This is a genomic window from Thiomonas arsenitoxydans (assembly GCF_000253115.1).
Taxonomy (GTDB): Bacteria; Pseudomonadota; Gammaproteobacteria; order Burkholderiales; family Burkholderiaceae_C; genus Thiomonas; species Thiomonas arsenitoxydans.
This window is the reverse complement of the sequence record NC_014145.1, coordinates 1,319,717-1,336,629: the sequence shown is the minus strand read 5'-3', so window position 1 is coordinate 1,336,629 and position 16,913 is coordinate 1,319,717. Positions and strand designations below refer to the sequence as shown.

Sequence of the window (16,913 nt, the reverse complement as noted above, 5' to 3'; positions counted from 1 at the left end):
AAGGACACTTTCATGGCACGCACGATTCACTGCATCAAACTCGGCCGCGAGGCTGAAGGCCTCGATTTCGCTCCCTACCCCGGCGAACTTGGCGCACGCATCTACAACAACGTCTCCAAGGAAGCCTGGGCGGCCTGGCTCAAGCACCAGACCATGCTGGTAAATGAAAACCGCCTCAACCTGGCCGACGCCCGCGCCCGCCAATACCTGGCGCGGCAGATGGAAAAATACTTTTTCGGCGAAGGCGCCGAAATGCCGCAAGGCTACGTGCCGCCCACGGCCTGAGTGAACTGTGCAGCCTGAAGCTGGACGCAATACAGATTCCGCACACTCGCCGCGCTAATACTCCATATAGTATTTGTGCGGCTTTTCCGGATTCACTACAACAATTCACACACTCGCGCAATCAACACTAAACACAATGTGGTGTATGCGCATGTCCTCCTAACATCACCTCAGCCTCAAATACTCAAATCAGTATTTCGAGTCATCGCCGTGTTGGAGCGGCGCCATCAACCACCTATGGAGGCCGGGCTGCTCGCTCGGTAGGAGACAAAAGAATGCATCTGAAAAAACTGGCACTCTCGCTGGCCCTGGCCGGCATCGCACTTCCCGCAGCGCACGCGACCGACGGGTACTTCCAGCCCGGCTTCAGCGTGAAGGCCAACGGCATGGGCGGCGTGGGCATCGCCCTGCCGCAAGACGCCCTGGCCGCCGCCACCAACCCGGCCGGCATGGCCCTAATCGGTAATCGTGTCGACGGTGGGCTCAGTCTGTTCCGCCCGAACCGTGAGGCCAAAATCAACGGCACGACCTACAGCGGCAACGATCAGCAGAACTTCATCATCCCGGAAATCGGCGCCAACTACATGATCAACCCGACCATGTCGGCTGGCGTGAGCTTGTATGGCAACGGCGGGATGAACTCGGGCTACAGCAACATCGGCGGCTCCATGACGGGTCTGGCCAATGGCGCCGGGGTCGATCTGCAACAGATGTTTATTTCGCCCAGTTTCGCCTGGCGAGTAACGCCAACGCAAACCATCGGCGTGGCAGTGAATCTGGTGCATCAAACCTTCCGAGCAAATGGCCTGGGTGCTTTTTCTATGGCATCGCAATCCCCCTCGAATCTGACGGATAACGGACACGATTCCTCCAATGGCGTCGGCGTGCGCATCGGCTGGATTGGCGAACTGGCCCCCGGTTTCTCGCTTGGCGCCACCTATCAGCCCAAGACGCACATGAGCAAATTCAGCAAATACAGCGGTCTGTTTGCTGACAACGGCAGCTTTGATATTCCGGCGAATTACGGTATCGGCTTTGCCTGGAAAACTGGCCCGCTGACGGTTGCTGGAGATGTTGAGCGCATTCTCTACAGCGACGTCAGCGCGATCGGCAACACATCGACCACCTTTCTGCAGAACCCCCTTGGCGCCCCGAATGGCCCTGGCTTCGGCTGGAAAAACATCACCGTTGTCAAACTCGGCGTGGCTTATGCGATCGACCAGGCTTTGACGGTGCGCGCCGGGTGGAACCACAGCGACAATCCGGTCACCTCGCAGAATGTGTTCTTCAACACCATTGCTCCTGGGGTGATCAAGGATCACCTCACGCTGGGCATGACCTACGCTGTGAGCAACACGATGGAAGTCTCGGCCGATTACATCCACGCCTTCAAGAGCGACGTGACTGGCAATCTCGCACCGCCGCCTTATGGCCCCGGTGGCACCGAGGACCTGTCCATGTCCCAGAACACTCTGGGCGTGTCGGTGGGCTGGAAGTTCTGATTCGCCCCAACCCAGAAAACCGCGGCCTCGGCTGCGGTTTTTTTATTCCCGTTTCGCCGACAATTCCAGCCATGCTGCCCTGCTACGTTCTGCTCGATCTCGAAACCACCGGCTCCAACCCGGTGCTCGATCGCATCACCGAAGTGGCGGTCATGCGGGTTGAGCAGGGGGAAGTGGTCGCGAAGTGGAGTCGGCTGGTCAATCCGGGGCAGCGCATTCCGCCTTTCATCCAGCAGCTCACTGGCATCGACGACGCCATGGTGGCGGGAGCTCCGGCGTTTGGCGAGGTGCTGCCCGAACTACTCGCCGCGTTGGACGGCGCCGTGCTCGTGGCGCATAACGTGCGCTTCGACCACGGTTTTCTGAAGCAGGCCGCGGCGCGCGAAGGAGTGGATCTGCGGGTGAAAACCTTATGCACCGTACGCCTGTCGCGCAAGCTCTACCCGCAGGCCCGCGGGCATGGGCTGGACGCCATCATGCGCCGCCACGGGCTGCACACCACGGCGCGCCACCGGGCGATGGGCGATGTTGAGCTACTGCATCAATGGCTACATATCGCCCAGACGGAACTTGGCCCTGCCTCGGTGCAGACTGCGGCTCTGGAGTTGTTGCGCGGCAGTGCGAGCCTGCCGCCGCATCTGGAAACCCCGGTGGACGACATTCCCGAAGCGTCCGGGGTCTATCTGTTCTACGGCGAAGGTGAAGTGCCGCTCTACATCGGCAAGAGCGTGCGTCTGCGCGCCCGGGTGCTGTCGCACTTTCAGGCGGATCACCGCGACGCGCGGGAATTGCGCCTGGCGCAGGAGGTGCGGCGGGTCGAATGGCGCGAGACGGCGGGTGAGTTTGGCGCCCTGCTGCTGGAGATGCGGCTCATCAAGGAACTGCAGCCCCTGCTCAACCGGCAACTGCGCCGCGAGCGACAGCTTTGTGCATGGCGGCTGGCGAAAGATCCCGTGGCTCGGCCACTGCTCACGCTGGTGCGCGGAGACGAACTCGATCCGCGATTTTTCCCGCAGTTGTATGGCTGTTACCGGAGCAAGCGTCAGGCTGTCGAGGCCTTACGCGCCCTCGCCCAGCGCCACGCGCTGTGCCCGCAGGCGCTGGGGCTTGAATCGGGCAAGGGCCGCTGCTTCGCGCAGCAAATCGGTCAGTGCAAGGGGGTGTGCTGTGGCCTCGAATCAGCCGAGCGGCATCACGCCCGCCTGCTGCTGGCGCTGGCTGCGAAACGCCTGCGCGCCTGGCCTTACGACGGGCCCGTCGGGCTGCGCGAGCACAGCCCTGAGCAGGATCGCACCGAGGTGCATGTATTCGACCAATGGCGGCATCTGGGCACGGCGCGTTGCGAAAACGATCTGGCCGAGTTGATGGAGGGCCGACGCGAGGCCGACAGCGGCGGCTTCGACCTGGACATCTATCGTCTGCTGCTGAGCCGTTTAGCGGGCGCCAAGGGCCCGCCGCCCGATCTGATCCGCCTGCGGTGAACCGCGACGGCTCAGCCGTGTTCCTTGGCGTGGTTGATCGAGTATTTCGGAATCTCGATGGTCACGTCTTCGTCAGCCAGAATGGCCTGGCAGGATAGACGCGAGGTGGGCTCCAGTCCCCAGGCGCGGTCGAGCAGATCTTCTTCGCTTTCGTCGAGTTCACCCAGGCTGTCATAGCCCTTGCGCACCACCACATGACAGGTGGTGCAGGCGCATTGCATGTCGCAGGCGTGTTCGATGGGCACGCCGTTTTCCAGCAGGGCCTCGCAAATCGAGGTGCCGCGCCCGGCGCTGACTTGTTTGCCTTGCGGGCAGTATTCGGGATGCGGCAGAACCGTGATGATGGGCATGGTGAGAATCGAGAAAAGTCTCAGGACGCCGTGCTGGACGGCGTGTCGGTGAGCTGCGCGATCTGATCGACGGATTGACCCGCCAGCGCGCGTTGAATGCTGCGGTTCATGCGCCGCTCGGCAAACGCATCGGTCTGCCGCGTCAGCGCCTCGGTGGCGAGGCAGATCTGATCGATGTCGCCGCCTTGTTCGGCCTGCGCCAGCGCGGCCATGTCCGTGTGAATCTGCGCGACTTCCTGCTCGCTCAGCAGATCGCGGTCGAGCTGCATGGCGTTGCGTGTGGCGGCCAGCAGGGCCTGAGCGTCCACCCGCGCTTCCTGCAGCATGCGGGCGTCGCGGTCATCTTGGGCGTGGGCCACGCTGTCGTGCAGCATCTGCGCTATTTGCGCGTCGTCCAGGCCGTAAGCCGGTTTGACCTGCACCTGGGCCTGCACGCCGGTGGTCAGCTCTTGCGCGCTGACTTCGAGCAGACCGTCGGCGTCGACGGCGAAGGTCACGCGGATACGCGCGGCGCCCGCCACCATGGGCGGAATGCCGCGCAGCTCGAAGCGCGCCAGCGAACGACAGTCGCTCACCAGTTCGCGCTCGCCCTGCACCACATGAATGGCCATGGCGGTCTGCCCGTCGCGGAAGGTGGTGAAGTCTTGCGCTCGCGCCTGAGGAATGGTGCTGTTGCGCGGCAGAATGTGCTCGACCAGCCCGCCCATGGTTTCGACGCCCAGCGACAGGGGAATGACATCGAGCAGCAATACATCGTCGGCCCCGGCATTGCCCGCCAGCGCGTTGGCCTGAATGGCTGCGCCCAGCGCCACCACTTCGTCAGGATTGAGATCGGTGAGCGGCGCCTTGCCCATGACGCGCGCAACCGCCTGGCGAATCATGGGCATGCGCGTGGCGCCGCCCACGAGCACCACGCCCTGCACGTCTGAGGCACTGACCTGCGCATCGCTCAAAGCGCGGCGCAACAGCGCAAGGGTGCGTTTCACCAGATCGGCGCTGGCCTGCTCGAAATCGTCGCGCTGCAAAGTGCCGGTGTGAGAGGCCCCATCGGCCAGTGCCACGGTGTATTCCACCGAGCTGGCCGCGCTCAGCGCTTCTTTGGCTTGGCGTGCGGCCATGCGCCACCGCCGTTGCAGGCTGGCTGACAGCTCGGGATTGCCGGCCTGCTGCCGCATCAGCGCCTCGATGCGCTGGTCGAAATCGTCACCGCCCAGCGCTGTGTCGCCGCTGGTGGCGACCACTTCGAACACTCCTTTGCTCAGCCGCAGCACGGAAAGATCGAAGGTACCTCCGCCCAGGTCGTAAATGACATACAGACCTTCGGCGCCATGATCGAGGCCGTAGGCCAGCGCCGCGGCCGTGGGTTCGTTGATAAGGCGCAGCACATGCAAACCCGCGAGTTGCGCGGCGTCTTTGGTCGCCTGACGCTGGGCATCGTCGAAGTAGGCGGGCACGGTGATCACCGCACCGACCAGCTCGCCGCCCAGCGTGTCTTCAGCACGCCAGCGCAGCACGCGCAGGATGTCGGCCGAGACTTGAACCGGCGTCATCTCGCCAGCGGCGGTCTGGAATCGGACCATGCGCGCATCGTGATTGATGCGGTAATGCGCGAGCGCCGTCGGCGGCAGATCGCTCGGGCTGCGACCCATATAGCGTTTGACCGAAACGAGGGTATTGGCCGGATCGAGCGCCTGCTCTTCACGCGCGCGCAGGCCCACTTCGGCGCGGCCATCAGCGTGGTAGTGCACCACGGAGGGCAGCAGCACCTCTCCCTGCGCATCAGGCAGACATTGCGGTGAGCCGCTGAGCACGGCGGCGACGAGCGAATGCGTGGTGCCCAGATCAATGCCCACGGCACGTCGGTGCTGGTGCGGGTCGGGCGATTGTCCGGGTTCGGAGATTTGCAACAGGGCCATGGCAAAAGGGAGGTAATCGCTCAGCTCGGCCAGTGTTGAATCGAGGTGCCGGAGCGAGGAAATGAAATCAATCGAGTATCAAACGGGCATCAAGCGGAGGGCTGCGGCAAGGAATCGGCCGTGCGCCGCAGCTCTTCGACAAAACGGTCGAGAAACAACAGGGCGCGCACCTGCTCGGCGGCCGCTTGAGGGGCGTTCTGTTCATCGAGCGCCTGACGAATGGCTTCGATGCGCTGAGCGCGCTGCGCCTGCACCTCGGCCCGCAAGGTCTCAAGCCCGCTTGCATCGGCCGCTTCCCGCAACTCATCGAGCGCTTCGCGCCATTGCATCTGCTGCATCAGAAATTCGGTCGGCATGGCGGTGTTGTTCTCTGCCTGCACCGCCACGCCACGCCGCTCGCACAGGTAGGACGCGCGCTGAACCGGGTTCTTGAGGGTGAGGTAGGCCGCGTTGGCTTGCGCCGCCATCTGCATGGCCAAGCGCTTGTCGCGATCCGACCCGGAGGCGAATCGGTCGGGATGCACTTGCGACTGCACCGCGAGCCGCGCCCGTTCCAACTGCGCTGCGTCGAGGGAAAAGGTTTCGGGAAGGCCGAACAGGGCGAAATAAGACTGAGCGAGATCCATCAGATCAAAGGCGCCGAGCGACGTCCATGAGCAAGGCGCCGAAGCCGCTCAAACCCGGAACGACTCGCCGCAGCCGCAGCGATCTTTTTCGTTGGGGTTGTTGAACTGGAAGCCTTCGTTCAAGCCCTGGCGCACGAAATCAAGCTCGGTGCCGTCCACGTAGGCCAGGCTCTTGGGATCGACCAGAATCTTGACACCGTGGCTGTCGAACACCTGATCTTCCTCAGACGCTTGATCGACGAATTCGAGCTTATAGGCCATGCCGGAGCAGCCGGTGGTCTTGATGCCCAGGCGCACTCCCAGCCCCGCACCCCGCTTGGCGAGATGGCGCTGCACCTGCTCGGCCGCGCGCTCGGTCAATGTGACTGACATCTTCAGTTCCCTCGATTCCCTTGGTCTACGTCTAATTGAGCGCGCTCAGGCTGCCTGGGCCTGCTCAGTGGCTAGCGCTTGCCCGGCAGTACGACCATGACGCTGCTGGTAATCGCTCACTGCGGCCTTGATGGCGTCCTCGGCCAGGATGGAGCAATGAATCTTGACCGGCGGCAGCGCCAGTTCTTCGGCGATCTGGCTGTTGCGAATTTCAAGCGCTTGATCGAGCGTCTTGCCCTTGACCCACTCGGTCACCAGCGAAGACGAGGCTATGGCCGAACCGCAGCCGTAGGTTTTGAAGCGGGCATCTTCGATCACGCCTTGATCGTTGACGCGGATCTGCAGCTTCATCACATCGCCACACGCCGGAGCGCCCACCATGCCGGTGCCGACCTGCGGGTCGTCCTTGGAAAAAGAGCCCACGTTACGCGGGTTTTCATAATGGTCCACCACTTTGTCACTGTAAGCCATGATCTTGTCCTCCTCGAAGCGCTCGCCGGAAGCGGCGAACGACACATCCAATAATTCCGATCTCTATTGTCGGCTATTTGCACAACCCTGATGCAGATAGGCGCTTAGCCGCAAGGAGCTCAGTGCGCCGCCCACTGGATGGTGCTGATGTCGATGCCTTCCTTGTACATGTCCCAGAGGGGCGAGAGATCGCGCAGCTTGGCCACGCTCTCGCGCAGCTGACGCACGGCGGAGTCGATTTCCTCTTCGGTCGTGTAACGACCGATGGTCATGCGCAGCGAGGAATGCGCCAGCTCATCGCTGCGGCCCAGGGCGCGCAACACATATGAGGGCTCCAGGCTGGCGGAAGTGCAGGCAGAGCCGCTGGATACTGCAATGCCCTTGATCGCCATGATCAGCGATTCGCCCTCGACGTAGTTGAAACTGATGTTGAGGTTGTGCGGCACGCGGCGCTCCAAATCGCCGTTCACATAAACCTCTTCGATGTCCTTGAGGCCGTCGAGCAGGCGCTGCTGCAACATGCGGGCGCGCTCGATGCTGGCCCCGAGTTCGGCCTTGGCGATGCGAAACGCCTCGCCCATGCCCACGATCTGATGCGTAGGCAGCGTGCCCGAGCGCAGGCCGCGCTCGTGTCCGCCGCCGTGCATTTGCGGAATCAGCCGCACCCGCGGCTTGCGCCGCACATACAACGCACCGATGCCCTTGGGGCCATAAGTCTTGTGCGAAGCCAGGCTCATCAGATCCACCGGCCAGGTCTGCAGATCGATCACCATCTTGCCGGTGGCCTGCGCCGCGTCGACATGAAAAATGATGCCGCGCTCGCGGCAGATGCGGCCGATTTCCGGAATGTCCTGAATCACGCCGATCTCGTTGTTGACCAGCATGACCGAAACCAGAATGGTGTCAGGTCGCAGCGCCGCCTTGAATACGTCGAGGTCGAGCAGACCGTTGGGCTGCACGTCGAGATAGGTGGCCTCAAAACCCCGGCGCTCCATTTCGCGCACGGTATCGAGCACCGCCTTGTGCTCGGTCTTGACGGTGACGATGTGCTTGCCCTTGCCCTGATAGAACTCCGCAGCGCCCTTGATGGCGAGGTTGTTCGACTCGGTGGCACCGGACGTCCAGATGATCTCCTTGGCGTCGGCGTTGATCAGCGCGGCCACTTGCTCGCGAGCCTTTTCCACCGCAGCCTCCGCCTCCCAGCCCCAGGCATGACTACGAGACGCCGGGTTGCCGAAATGCTCGCGCAGCCAGGGAATCATGGCATCGACCACCCGCGGGTCCACGGGCGTGGTTGCGGCGTAGTCCATGTAAATCGGAAGATGAGGCGTGGTGGACATGGTGGGAATGCTCAGTGGAAATGCTCAGGATGTGTGCTTGTTATCGGCGAAAATTCATCGCGGAATGCACCCGACACGTACCCGGCGCGCAGCGCCGGGCTCAAATCTCTTGAAACCAGGCTTAATTCAAAGTCTGCGCGAGGTTGAACACCGAGTTCGGCGCCTTGACCTTGATCGGCTTGGCCGTCACCGGCAGCGGAGACACGGGTTTACGGGTGATGGCTACTTCTTCCACCGTGACCCCCTTGGCAAGGTTCTGCTCGACCAACCCTTTGAGGTTGACCGAATCGAGAAACTCCACCATCTTGGCATTGAGCTGCGCCCAGAGGTCGTGCGTCATGCAGGGGCCGTTGTCTTCGCCGTTGCAATTTTCTTTGCCGCCGCACTGAGTGGCGTCGAGAGGTTCGTCCACGGCGATGATGATGTCGGCAATGCTGATTTCTTCCGATTTGCGCGAAAGCGTATAGCCGCCTCCGGGGCCGCGCACGGAATCCACCAGCTCATGACGGCGCAGTTTGCCGAACAGCTGCTCCAGATAAGAAAGGGAAATATGCTGGCGCTGGCTGATGCCGGCCAGAGTTACGGGGCCGAGATGTTGACGCATGGCCACGTCGATCATCGCGGTTACGGCAAAACGTCCTTTGGTGGTCAGTCGCATGGCGGCTCTCCTCAACATGAATGATGGCCAGTTGCAACGTCAGGGCGACCGCCTTGGGCAGGCTTGCAGCAGACATTACACAGTGCCGGAATGGAAAATACCCGACGAAACTAGTGGGCCAATTCTACAAATCCCGATCTTTTTCGTCAACATCTCAGACTTTTCCCCAGCCCCAAAGTTCCAAGGCGGAAGGCAATTTTTTCTGTGATGGCTGCGTGGGTATTCAAGCCGTCTGGTTTATGCTTGGCTTGAAATCAATCCAACGAATAGATCAAACTCATGCGACTGACCCTGCGGCAAATGGAAGTGCTGGTGGAGATTGCGCACAGCCGCAGTGCCACCGCCGCGGGCGATACCCTGTCGATGTCGCAGTCCGCCGTCAGTGCGGCGCTGGCGGAACTGGAAGCGCAGCTCGGCGAGCGCGTCTTCGACCGGGTCGGCAAACGGCTGGTGCTCAATGACTCCGGCCGCCTGCTGTTGCCCCGCGCCATGGCCATCCTCGATCAGACCCGCGGCATCGAAGCGCTGTTCAGCGCGGGCGCAGCGGCGCTGCGCATCGGCGCGAGCAGCACCGTGGGCAACGCCATTCTGCCGGGCATCATGGCGGAGTTCTGCCGTGAGTTTCCTGCCGCGCAGTTCTGTCTGCGTGTGGGCAACACCCAGGCCATCGCCGAGGCCGTGGCGCAGTTCGAGGTCGATCTCGGGCTCGTCGAAGGCGCCTGTCACCGCGACGACCTGGCCATTGCACCGTGGCTGCGCGATGCGCTGGTCGTGGTTTGCGCCCCAGACAGTCCTCTGGCGGGCCGTGAGGTCAGTCTGGACGAGTTGCGCGCAGCCCGCTGGCTGCTGCGTGAGCCGGGTTCGGGTACCCGCGAAACCGTCGAAACCCTGCTGCTCGAACATTTGCACGGCTTCGAGCGGGCCATGGTGCTGGGTAGTTCGGAGGCCATACGCGGCGCGGCCATCGCCGGCCTGGGGCTGACCTGTATTCCCCGCCGATTGGTGCGCGATGCGCTGGATCACGGCCACCTCGTCACCGTGCGCAGCCCGCTGCCGCCCATGCACCGCACGCTCTACATCGTGCATCACCAGAAAAAGACCTTCTCCCAGCCGCTGCAACGCTTTTTGCAGTTCTGCCAGAACTGGCAGGACGATTCTTTTGTTTCTACTCCTGGCTGATCCACAAAGCCTTGTCCCATGAACTCAGCTCCCAACACCCCTGCCGCAACCGCCGCCCCCCGCCTCACCTCGCTGTCGCATGGCGGCGGTTGTGGCTGCAAGATTGCGCCGGGCGTCCTGTCTGAAATCCTGAAAAAGCACGCGCCGCTACTGCCCAGGCCTGAGGCCCTGCTGGTCGGCAACGAGTCTGCGGATGATGCTGCGGTGTATCTGCTCAACCCCGAACAGGCGCTGATTGCCACGACCGATTTCTTCATGCCCATCGTGGACGATCCCTTCGACTTCGGACGGATCGCCGCGACCAACGCCATTTCCGACATCTACGCCATGGGCGGCACGCCCATCATGGCGCTGGCGCTCGTGGGCATGCCCATCGGCGTGGTGCCGCTGGATATCGTGGGGGACATTTTGCGGGGCGGTGAGACCGTTTGCGCGCAGGCCGGCATTCCCATTGCGGGGGGGCACAGCATCGATTCGGTCGAGGCCATTTACGGACTGGTGGTCATGGGTCTGGCGCACCCCAGCCACATCCGCCGCAACGACAGCGCCCGACCCGGCGACGTGATCGTGCTGGGCAAACCGCTGGGCGTGGGCATTCAGTCGGCTGCGCTCAAAAGCGATGCGCTCGATGCCGCGGGCTACGCGCGCATGATTGCCAACACCACGCAGCTCAACACCCCCGGCAAGAAGCTGGCCCTGCTGCCCGGCGTGCATGCCCTGACCGACGTCACTGGTTTCGGCCTGCTCGGCCATCTGCTGGAAGTCTGCCGCGGCTCGGGACTGCGGGCGGACGTGCGCTTCGCCGATGTGCCCCTCATCGAAGGCGTGGTGGAGTTGGCGAACGCCGGCCACATCACAGGCGCATCGCGCCGCAACTGGGCCAGTTATGGCGGCGAAGTCGCGCTTGCCGCCGATCTGCCGCCGCTGGCTCAAACGCTGCTCACCGATCCGCAGACCTCCGGCGGCCTGCTCGTGAGCTGCGCGCCGGAGCAGGTTGACGAGGTGCTGCGCGTCTTCCGCAACGAAGGCTTTGCCCAAGCCGCCATCATCGGCCTATTGAAAGCGGGCACTCCGGGCATTGACGTGCGCGCCTGAGCGCCGCTGCCTCTTATCCCTCTTTGCACGCCGCGGCGATTACCGCCGCCGCGCGCAAGACTGCTTCACCCCCTGCTCTGCGGGCAAACCCGAGCCCGGAAATTTCAGTTCGCGTCTGTTACATCTTTATACTTCGGGCGCGGACTGTTTCATCTCTGTCATGCGATAAAGCCTTGCCATGACACTTCTCTGAACAAACAGCCGTCAACGACTCGTTCACAAAACAATCGGGAGATGTCTTGAACGCCTTACTTGCCCTATCCTGCGGGATTGACTGGCTCAACGAGCGCGTGGGCCGCTTTGCCCTCTGGCTCATTCTTGCTTCGGCCATCATCAGCGCACTCAATGCGGTCGTACGCAAAGTCTTCGACTACAGCTCGAACGCCTTTCTGGAAATTCAGTGGTATCTGTTCGCCGCGGTGTTTCTCCTGGCGGCCGGATATACGTTTTTGCACAACGAGCATGTGCGCATCGACGTGCTCTCCAGCAAGCTCTCGCCGCGTGGGCGCAACTGGATCGACATCATCGGCATCGTGTTCTTTCTGTTTCCCTTCGTGGTTGAAACCGTGCGGCTTTCGCTGCCCACGGTGATCAACGCCATCGCCTCGGGCGAGATGTCGAGCAATGCCGGCGGGCTGATCCGCTGGCCGGTTTACATCCTCGTGCCCATTGGCTTCTCGCTGCTCGGGCTGCAGGGCGTGTCCGAGCTGATCAAGCGCGTGGCATTTTTGCGCGGGCTGATCGACGACCCGCTGGTAAAGAAAAACGAAAAAACGGCAGAAGAAGAACTGGCTGAATTTGTTCTGGCGCAAAAGACGAAAGAGGCCCAATAAATGACCGCCTTTCTCATTGCGAATATCGCGCCCATCATGTTCGCGGCGCTGGTGCTGTTTTTGCTAGTCGGCTTTCCGGTGGCGTTCAGCCTGGCAGCCTGCGGCCTGCTGTTCGGTTTCATCGGCGTGGAACTCGGGCTGATGCCGCAGGCGCTGCTCGAAGCCATTCCGCTGCGCATCATCGGCATCATGCAGAACGACACCCTGCTGGCCATTCCCTTCTTCACCTTCATGGGCCTGCTGCTCGAGCGCAGCGGCATGGCCGAAGACTTGCTGGAAACCATCGGCCAGTTGTTCGGCCCGATTCGCGGCGGCCTGGCGATCGCGGTGATTTTTGTCGGTGCGCTGCTGGCGGCAACCACGGGCGTGGTGGCGGCTTCGGTGATTTCGATGGGCCTGATCTCGCTGCCCATCATGCTGCGTTACGGCTATGACCGCCGTCTGGCCTCGGGGGTGATCGCCGCTTCAGGCACGCTGGCGCAGATCATCCCGCCGTCGCTGGTGCTCATCGTCATGGCCGACCAGCTCGGCCGCAGCGTGGGCGATATGTACAAGGGCGCGTTCATCCCCGGATTCGCGCTCACGGGTTTATACCTCGCTTACGTCGTGGGCGTGACCTTGATTAAGCCGCAATGGGCCCCGGCGCTGCCACCCGAGGCCCGCACCATTCGCGAGCCCAACGGTGACAGTGGCCTGCGTTCGCTGGGCATTCTGTTCGGTGTGGTGTTGATTTCCAGCATCGTGCTGGCCCGCAACTACAGCGCCCTGCTGAGCTGGCGCGCGGGGCACGAAGTGATTGCTGCGACGGATGAAACCATCGTCGTGGCCATGACCTTCGGCGTGATTCTTTCGCTGGTGCTGTCGCTGCTCAACCGGGCCTTCCGACTCAATCTGTTGTCGCAGATGGCCGAACGCGTGACTTTTGCTCTGGTGCCGCCGCTCACGCTGATCTTCCTCGTGCTGGGCACCATTTTCCTGGGCGTGGCCACGCCGACCGAAGGCGGCGCGATGGGCGCCGTGGGCGCGCTGATCATGGCGTTTAGTCGCAAGCGGCTCAATATCGATCTGCTCAAGCAGGCGCTCAACACCACGACCAAGCTCTCCACCTTCGTGTTGTTCATTCTCATCGGCTCCACGGTGTTCAACCTGGTGTTCCAGGGACTCGATGGCCGCGTCTGGGTGGAGCATCTGCTCACCAGCCTGCCAGGCGGTGTGCTGGGCTTCCTCATCGTCGTGAACATTCTGGTGTTCGTATTGGCCTTTTTCCTCGACTTTTTCGAGCTGTCGTTCATCATCATTCCGCTGCTCGGGCCGGTGGCGGAGAAGCTGGGCATCGACCTGATTTGGTTCGGCGTGCTGCTGGCGGTGAATATGCAGACCTCGTTCATGCACCCGCCCTTCGGGTTTGCGCTGTTCTACCTGCGCAGCGTCGCGGCCAAGGACGACTACACCGACAAGGAGACCGGCAAGCGCATCGCCCGCGTGACCACTGGGCAGATCTACTGGGGTGCGGTGCCTTTCGTGCTGATCCAGATCATCATGGTTGGCCTGATCATTGCCTTCCCGGGTCTGGTCACCAGCGGCCTGGACCATCATGCTGAAGTCGATATCAACAAGGTGCAGATCATTGGGCCGTCTGATGACAACAGCTATGAGTCCATCGCCCCACCGAGCTTTGGTGCATCAGAAGCTGCCCCGGCCGAAGGTGGCAGTGCACCAGCCGCTGTAGAGGAAGACCCCGCCGCTGCGGTGATGCGCTCGCTGCAGGCCGAGCCATCGGCGAGTGGGGCAGCGAAATAGCGCGGTTGTCGCCCATGAAAAAGGCCCGGAATTCCGGGCCTTTTTCATTCCTGGCATCAACGCACGGTTGCGTCAGCCCTCGTCGGCGATCAGTTGCTTGAGGTCGTGCACAAACGCGGCGGGAGGATTGGTGTCAGAACCCAGCAGATGAATGCGTCCACTGCGACCAAAAATGTAAACCCCCGCGCTGTGATCCACCACATAGTTCCCCTGCGCATCGGGCTTGCCATAGCTGAAGGCCACGCGATAGCGCCGAGTCAAATCATCGATCTGTTTGATGGTGCCGGTCAGGCCGACGGCGTTGGGGCTGAATGCCGCGGTGTACGCCTTGAGTATGGTGTTGGAGTCGCGCTTGGGGTCCACGCTGACGAACAGGATACGGACATCCTTGCCCTCCGGGCCAAGCTGCTGCACCACATTCGACATGAGCTGCATGGTGGTCGGACAAACATCCGGGCAATGGGTGTAGCCGAAGTAAAGCAAAACAACCTTGCCCTTGTAGTTCTCCGCCGTGACCTTCTGCCCCAGATCGTTGGTGAGATTGAATTCGAGATTGGGCATCACGCCGGTGATGTTGCTGAGCTGCCAGGTCTGGTTGTTGTGGTGCCCGCAGCCCGCCAGCGGCAAGGCCAGCGCTCCCAGCAAAACGAGGCGGCGCGACAGGAATCGAGATTGAGACAAGATGGGAGGCAACGTCATGGTGAATTTCGCAAAAAACGTTCGTTTTCAAACAGGCTCGCATTGTGCCGCGTCCGGGCTCGGCTGAGCGTCACAACTCGCGTCACAACTCTTTACCAGGCAAGACGCAACCAAACGTCACCCAGCCACTCCAAAGCGCTCTGACTGCATCTGGAGTGTGCCATGTCCAAGCGCGCCCTTCTCAAAGCCCTGCTGGCCGGTGGGCTGACCACCCTGGCCACCGCGGCACTCACGGTTCACGCGGCCAGCGCGCCTCAAGCGCCGCTGATGGCGATCAACGTGCTACATATCGCCCCGCTCGATCATCACGCATTGCCCCTCACCGCCCTGCCGCCGGGACAACGTGTGATGGTGGTCAATGACACGCATCGTCCCTTGCAGGTCAAGGGCTTCGCACGCGGCGGCAGCGCTTAATCGCCGTCAGATCAGCGCCGTCAAACCAGCTTTTGCCACCAGCTTTTGTGCGCATCGGCAAGAAGCTGGTGCACATCGTGGGCAATGCCTTCGGGCGACGTGAGTTCGGTGCCGATCAAGCGGCCATTGCCGTGGGGGCCGAACACATAGATCGCCGCACTGTGGTTAACCACATAGTTGCCATGCGCATCGGGCTTGCCGTAGGAATAGCTGACGTGATAGCGACCCGCCAGCGTTTTGGTCTGCGCCACGGTGCCGCTCAGACCGATGGCGCTGGACATGAAAGCGTGCACATAGGCATCGAGCACCTTCGGCGTATCGCGCTTGGGATCGACCGTGACGAAGATCACCTGCACGTCCTTACCCTGCGGCCCTAGAAGTTGCTCGGCGCGGGCGAGGTGCGCCATGGTGGTCGGGCAGACGTCCGGGCAGTGGGTGTAGCCGAAATACAGCACCACCACCTTGCCGAGAAAGTCCTTGGACGACTCCAGCTTGCCGCTGCTCGAAGCCATATCGGTGAATTGCAGCGGCTGCATGATTTTCGGACCGATGTAGTCCATCGCCCATTTCTGTTCATGCGGCTGCTGGGCGCAACCTGAGAACGCCAGAACCAGCGCGCTCATCAACATCCATTTGAAAGCAACCATTCCCCCAGGCTCCCGATCTTTGTCTCTGTGCTGTGGTGGAGTCTGCCGACATCGTGCGAGTTCGGCGCAAACACATGCACGCACAGACTTCACATTCTGTCAGCCCCAGGGAAACTCCTGATCGGACAAACTCAGCCCAACTGTAAAGTGGAGCTTCGCATTCAATGTATTCAATGTATTACACAGCAGCGAATTGACATCGAAGCGCGACCCGTTGCGCCACTTCCCGGTGCAATCCACCGCTCACAAGTCGCCTGACTGTCCACGGGGCCCCACCACATCATGTTCTCTTCCCATCTGCACACAGAGCCAGGGCAAACGCGCCCCATCCTCTCATTTGCCGCCGTGGGCATGCTGCTGGTCAGCTTGTTCTGTGGTGGCCTGGCGGCCCGCCAGGCCGAGGCCGCGCCGACGCCTGCGGTCGCATCCGCAGCGCCCTTGCTCATGGGCTTTCAGTTTGGACTGGCCGCTGAGAACCAACAAGCCCTGAATGTCATCGGGCAGACACTCAGCGATGTCGTCAGCAACGCGGTCAACCGCAAGGTTTTGTGGTTGCCGAACTTCGACCTCAAGACCGCGCAGGCGAGTTCCGACGAGAGCCGCTACAGCTTTGCCTTTGTCAAACCGCCCAACCTGACCGCCGCCCTGCTGGCCAAGGGCTGGCAGCTGGTTGCCGTGGGCAAAGACACGATGCACTTCGGCACCGATCTGATCGCCCGGCAATGCCCCAATCAGGCCGGGAAAATTCTCGTTGGCGGCGGCAGTCTGAGCGTGCTCGGGCTCAGCACCGCTGTGCCGGAGACCTGCATCTCACCCGACGCGGTGTGGAGTTCGCCGTCGGCGGTGTTGCTTGCGCCGCAAAAGGGTAGCCTGGTGGACATGATTGCGCAAAAGCTGTGGCTGGGGCATGCCAAGCAGCTGCCCAAAGTTGTCCACGTCAAAACGCAGAATGCGGTCACAGGTCTGATGCGCGACATGCACGTCGCGGCCATCGGGGTGGTAACCCCCGTGGTCTCTAAGCAGTGGCTGGCCGAGGGCGGCGTGTTGTTGCAGCATCAGCCCATGCCCATGTGGGCAGTGCTGGCCGCCCCAAGCGTGCCGGAGGACTCAGTGGCCAAAGTGCGCGCCGATTTGCTCGGCGCGGCTTCGGAGCGGGCCAACAAAGCCCTGGGCCTCACCGGATGGGAAGCCGGCAGCCCGAAGGCCTATGCCGATTTCCTCAAGTGGCTGAAAAGCTGAACGCTC

Annotated in this window: 18 protein-coding genes; 9 read left to right on the top strand and 9 right to left on the bottom strand. The window is 62.1% G+C overall.

All coding sequences use genetic code 11. The features are described from left to right. Positions 1-12 precede the first annotated feature (12 nt). The 3 genes from THI_RS06145 (at position 13) to THI_RS06135 (ending at position 3,268) form a co-directional block, all read left to right on the top strand. On the top strand, positions 13-285 hold the full coding sequence (locus THI_RS06145) for an oxidative damage protection protein (RefSeq protein WP_013105378.1): 273 nt from the start codon (positions 13-15) through the stop codon (positions 283-285). 275 nt (positions 286-560) lie between these two features. Then, positions 561-1,787, top strand: coding sequence for an OmpP1/FadL family transporter (locus THI_RS06140; RefSeq protein WP_013105376.1), 1,227 nt, complete (start codon positions 561-563; stop codon positions 1,785-1,787). 71 nt (positions 1,788-1,858) lie between these two features. Continuing rightward, entirely contained in the window at positions 1,859-3,268 is a 1,410-nt protein-coding gene (locus tag THI_RS06135) for an exonuclease domain-containing protein (protein ID WP_013105375.1), read from the top strand. Between the two features lie 11 nt (positions 3,269-3,279). On the opposite strand, the gene fdx is transcribed toward THI_RS06135, so the two are convergent. The 7 genes from fdx to iscR form a co-directional block, all read right to left on the bottom strand. Further along, positions 3,280-3,618: an ISC system 2Fe-2S type ferredoxin gene (fdx, locus tag THI_RS06130; protein ID WP_013105374.1), complete on the bottom strand. Its 339-nt coding sequence runs from the start codon at positions 3,616-3,618 to the stop codon at positions 3,280-3,282. Between the two features lie 20 nt (positions 3,619-3,638). Beyond that, entirely contained in the window at positions 3,639-5,534 is a 1,896-nt protein-coding gene (hscA, locus tag THI_RS06125; RefSeq protein ID WP_013105373.1) for a Fe-S protein assembly chaperone HscA, read from the bottom strand. Between the two features lie 89 nt (positions 5,535-5,623). After that, positions 5,624-6,160 (bottom strand): Fe-S protein assembly co-chaperone HscB, encoded by a 537-nt coding sequence (hscB, locus tag THI_RS06120; RefSeq protein ID WP_013105372.1) that lies wholly within the window; start codon positions 6,158-6,160, stop codon positions 5,624-5,626. Positions 6,161-6,208: 48 nt separating this feature from the next. Next, positions 6,209-6,532, bottom strand: a complete 324-nt coding sequence (gene iscA / locus THI_RS06115) for an iron-sulfur cluster assembly protein IscA (protein ID WP_013105371.1) — start codon at positions 6,530-6,532, stop codon at positions 6,209-6,211. A gap of 45 nt (positions 6,533-6,577) precedes the next feature. Beyond that, entirely contained in the window at positions 6,578-7,003 is a 426-nt protein-coding gene (gene iscU / locus THI_RS06110; protein WP_041609169.1) for a Fe-S cluster assembly scaffold IscU, read from the bottom strand. A 119-nt stretch (positions 7,004-7,122) separates the two neighbouring features. Then, positions 7,123-8,343: an IscS subfamily cysteine desulfurase gene (locus tag THI_RS06105; protein WP_013105369.1), complete on the bottom strand. Its 1,221-nt coding sequence runs from the start codon at positions 8,341-8,343 to the stop codon at positions 7,123-7,125. A 121-nt stretch (positions 8,344-8,464) separates the two neighbouring features. Next, positions 8,465-9,001 (bottom strand): Fe-S cluster assembly transcriptional regulator IscR, encoded by a 537-nt coding sequence (gene iscR, locus THI_RS06100; protein ID WP_013105368.1) that lies wholly within the window; start codon positions 8,999-9,001, stop codon positions 8,465-8,467. Between the two features lie 279 nt (positions 9,002-9,280). On the opposite strand from iscR, the gene THI_RS06095 reads away from it, so the two are divergent. The 4 genes from THI_RS06095 (at position 9,281) to THI_RS06080 (ending at position 13,908) form a co-directional block, all read left to right on the top strand. Further along, positions 9,281-10,180, top strand: coding sequence for a LysR family transcriptional regulator (locus THI_RS06095; protein ID WP_013105367.1), 900 nt, complete (start codon positions 9,281-9,283; stop codon positions 10,178-10,180). Positions 10,181-10,198: 18 nt separating this feature from the next. Next, the gene (gene selD / locus THI_RS06090) at positions 10,199-11,275 is read left to right on the top strand and encodes a selenide, water dikinase SelD (protein WP_013105366.1); all 1,077 of its coding nucleotides are present in this window, start codon (positions 10,199-10,201) and stop codon (positions 11,273-11,275) included. Positions 11,276-11,514: 239 nt separating this feature from the next. Next, positions 11,515-12,108, top strand: coding sequence for a TRAP transporter small permease subunit (locus tag THI_RS06085; RefSeq protein WP_013105365.1), 594 nt, complete (start codon positions 11,515-11,517; stop codon positions 12,106-12,108). Continuing rightward, positions 12,109-13,908, top strand: coding sequence for a TRAP transporter large permease (locus tag THI_RS06080; protein ID WP_013105364.1), 1,800 nt, complete (start codon positions 12,109-12,111; stop codon positions 13,906-13,908). 72 nt (positions 13,909-13,980) lie between these two features. On the opposite strand, the gene THI_RS06075 is transcribed toward THI_RS06080, so the two are convergent. Next, entirely contained in the window at positions 13,981-14,607 is a 627-nt protein-coding gene (locus THI_RS06075) for an SCO family protein (protein ID WP_013105363.1), read from the bottom strand. Between the two features lie 162 nt (positions 14,608-14,769). Between THI_RS06075 and THI_RS06070 the strand changes: the two genes are divergently transcribed. Continuing rightward, positions 14,770-15,021 carry a hypothetical protein gene (locus THI_RS06070; RefSeq protein WP_013105362.1) on the top strand — a complete coding sequence of 84 codons (252 nt, stop codon included), beginning with the start codon at positions 14,770-14,772 and terminating at the stop codon, positions 15,019-15,021. A gap of 20 nt (positions 15,022-15,041) precedes the next feature. On the opposite strand, the gene THI_RS06065 is transcribed toward THI_RS06070, so the two are convergent. Beyond that, positions 15,042-15,668, bottom strand: coding sequence for an SCO family protein (locus THI_RS06065; RefSeq protein WP_041608924.1), 627 nt, complete (start codon positions 15,666-15,668; stop codon positions 15,042-15,044). Positions 15,669-15,950: 282 nt separating this feature from the next. Here THI_RS06065 and THI_RS06060 point away from each other — a divergent pair, with 282 nt between their 5' ends. Further along, on the top strand, positions 15,951-16,907 hold the full coding sequence (locus THI_RS06060) for a substrate-binding domain-containing protein (RefSeq protein WP_013105360.1): 957 nt from the start codon (positions 15,951-15,953) through the stop codon (positions 16,905-16,907). Positions 16,908-16,913 lie beyond the last annotated feature (6 nt).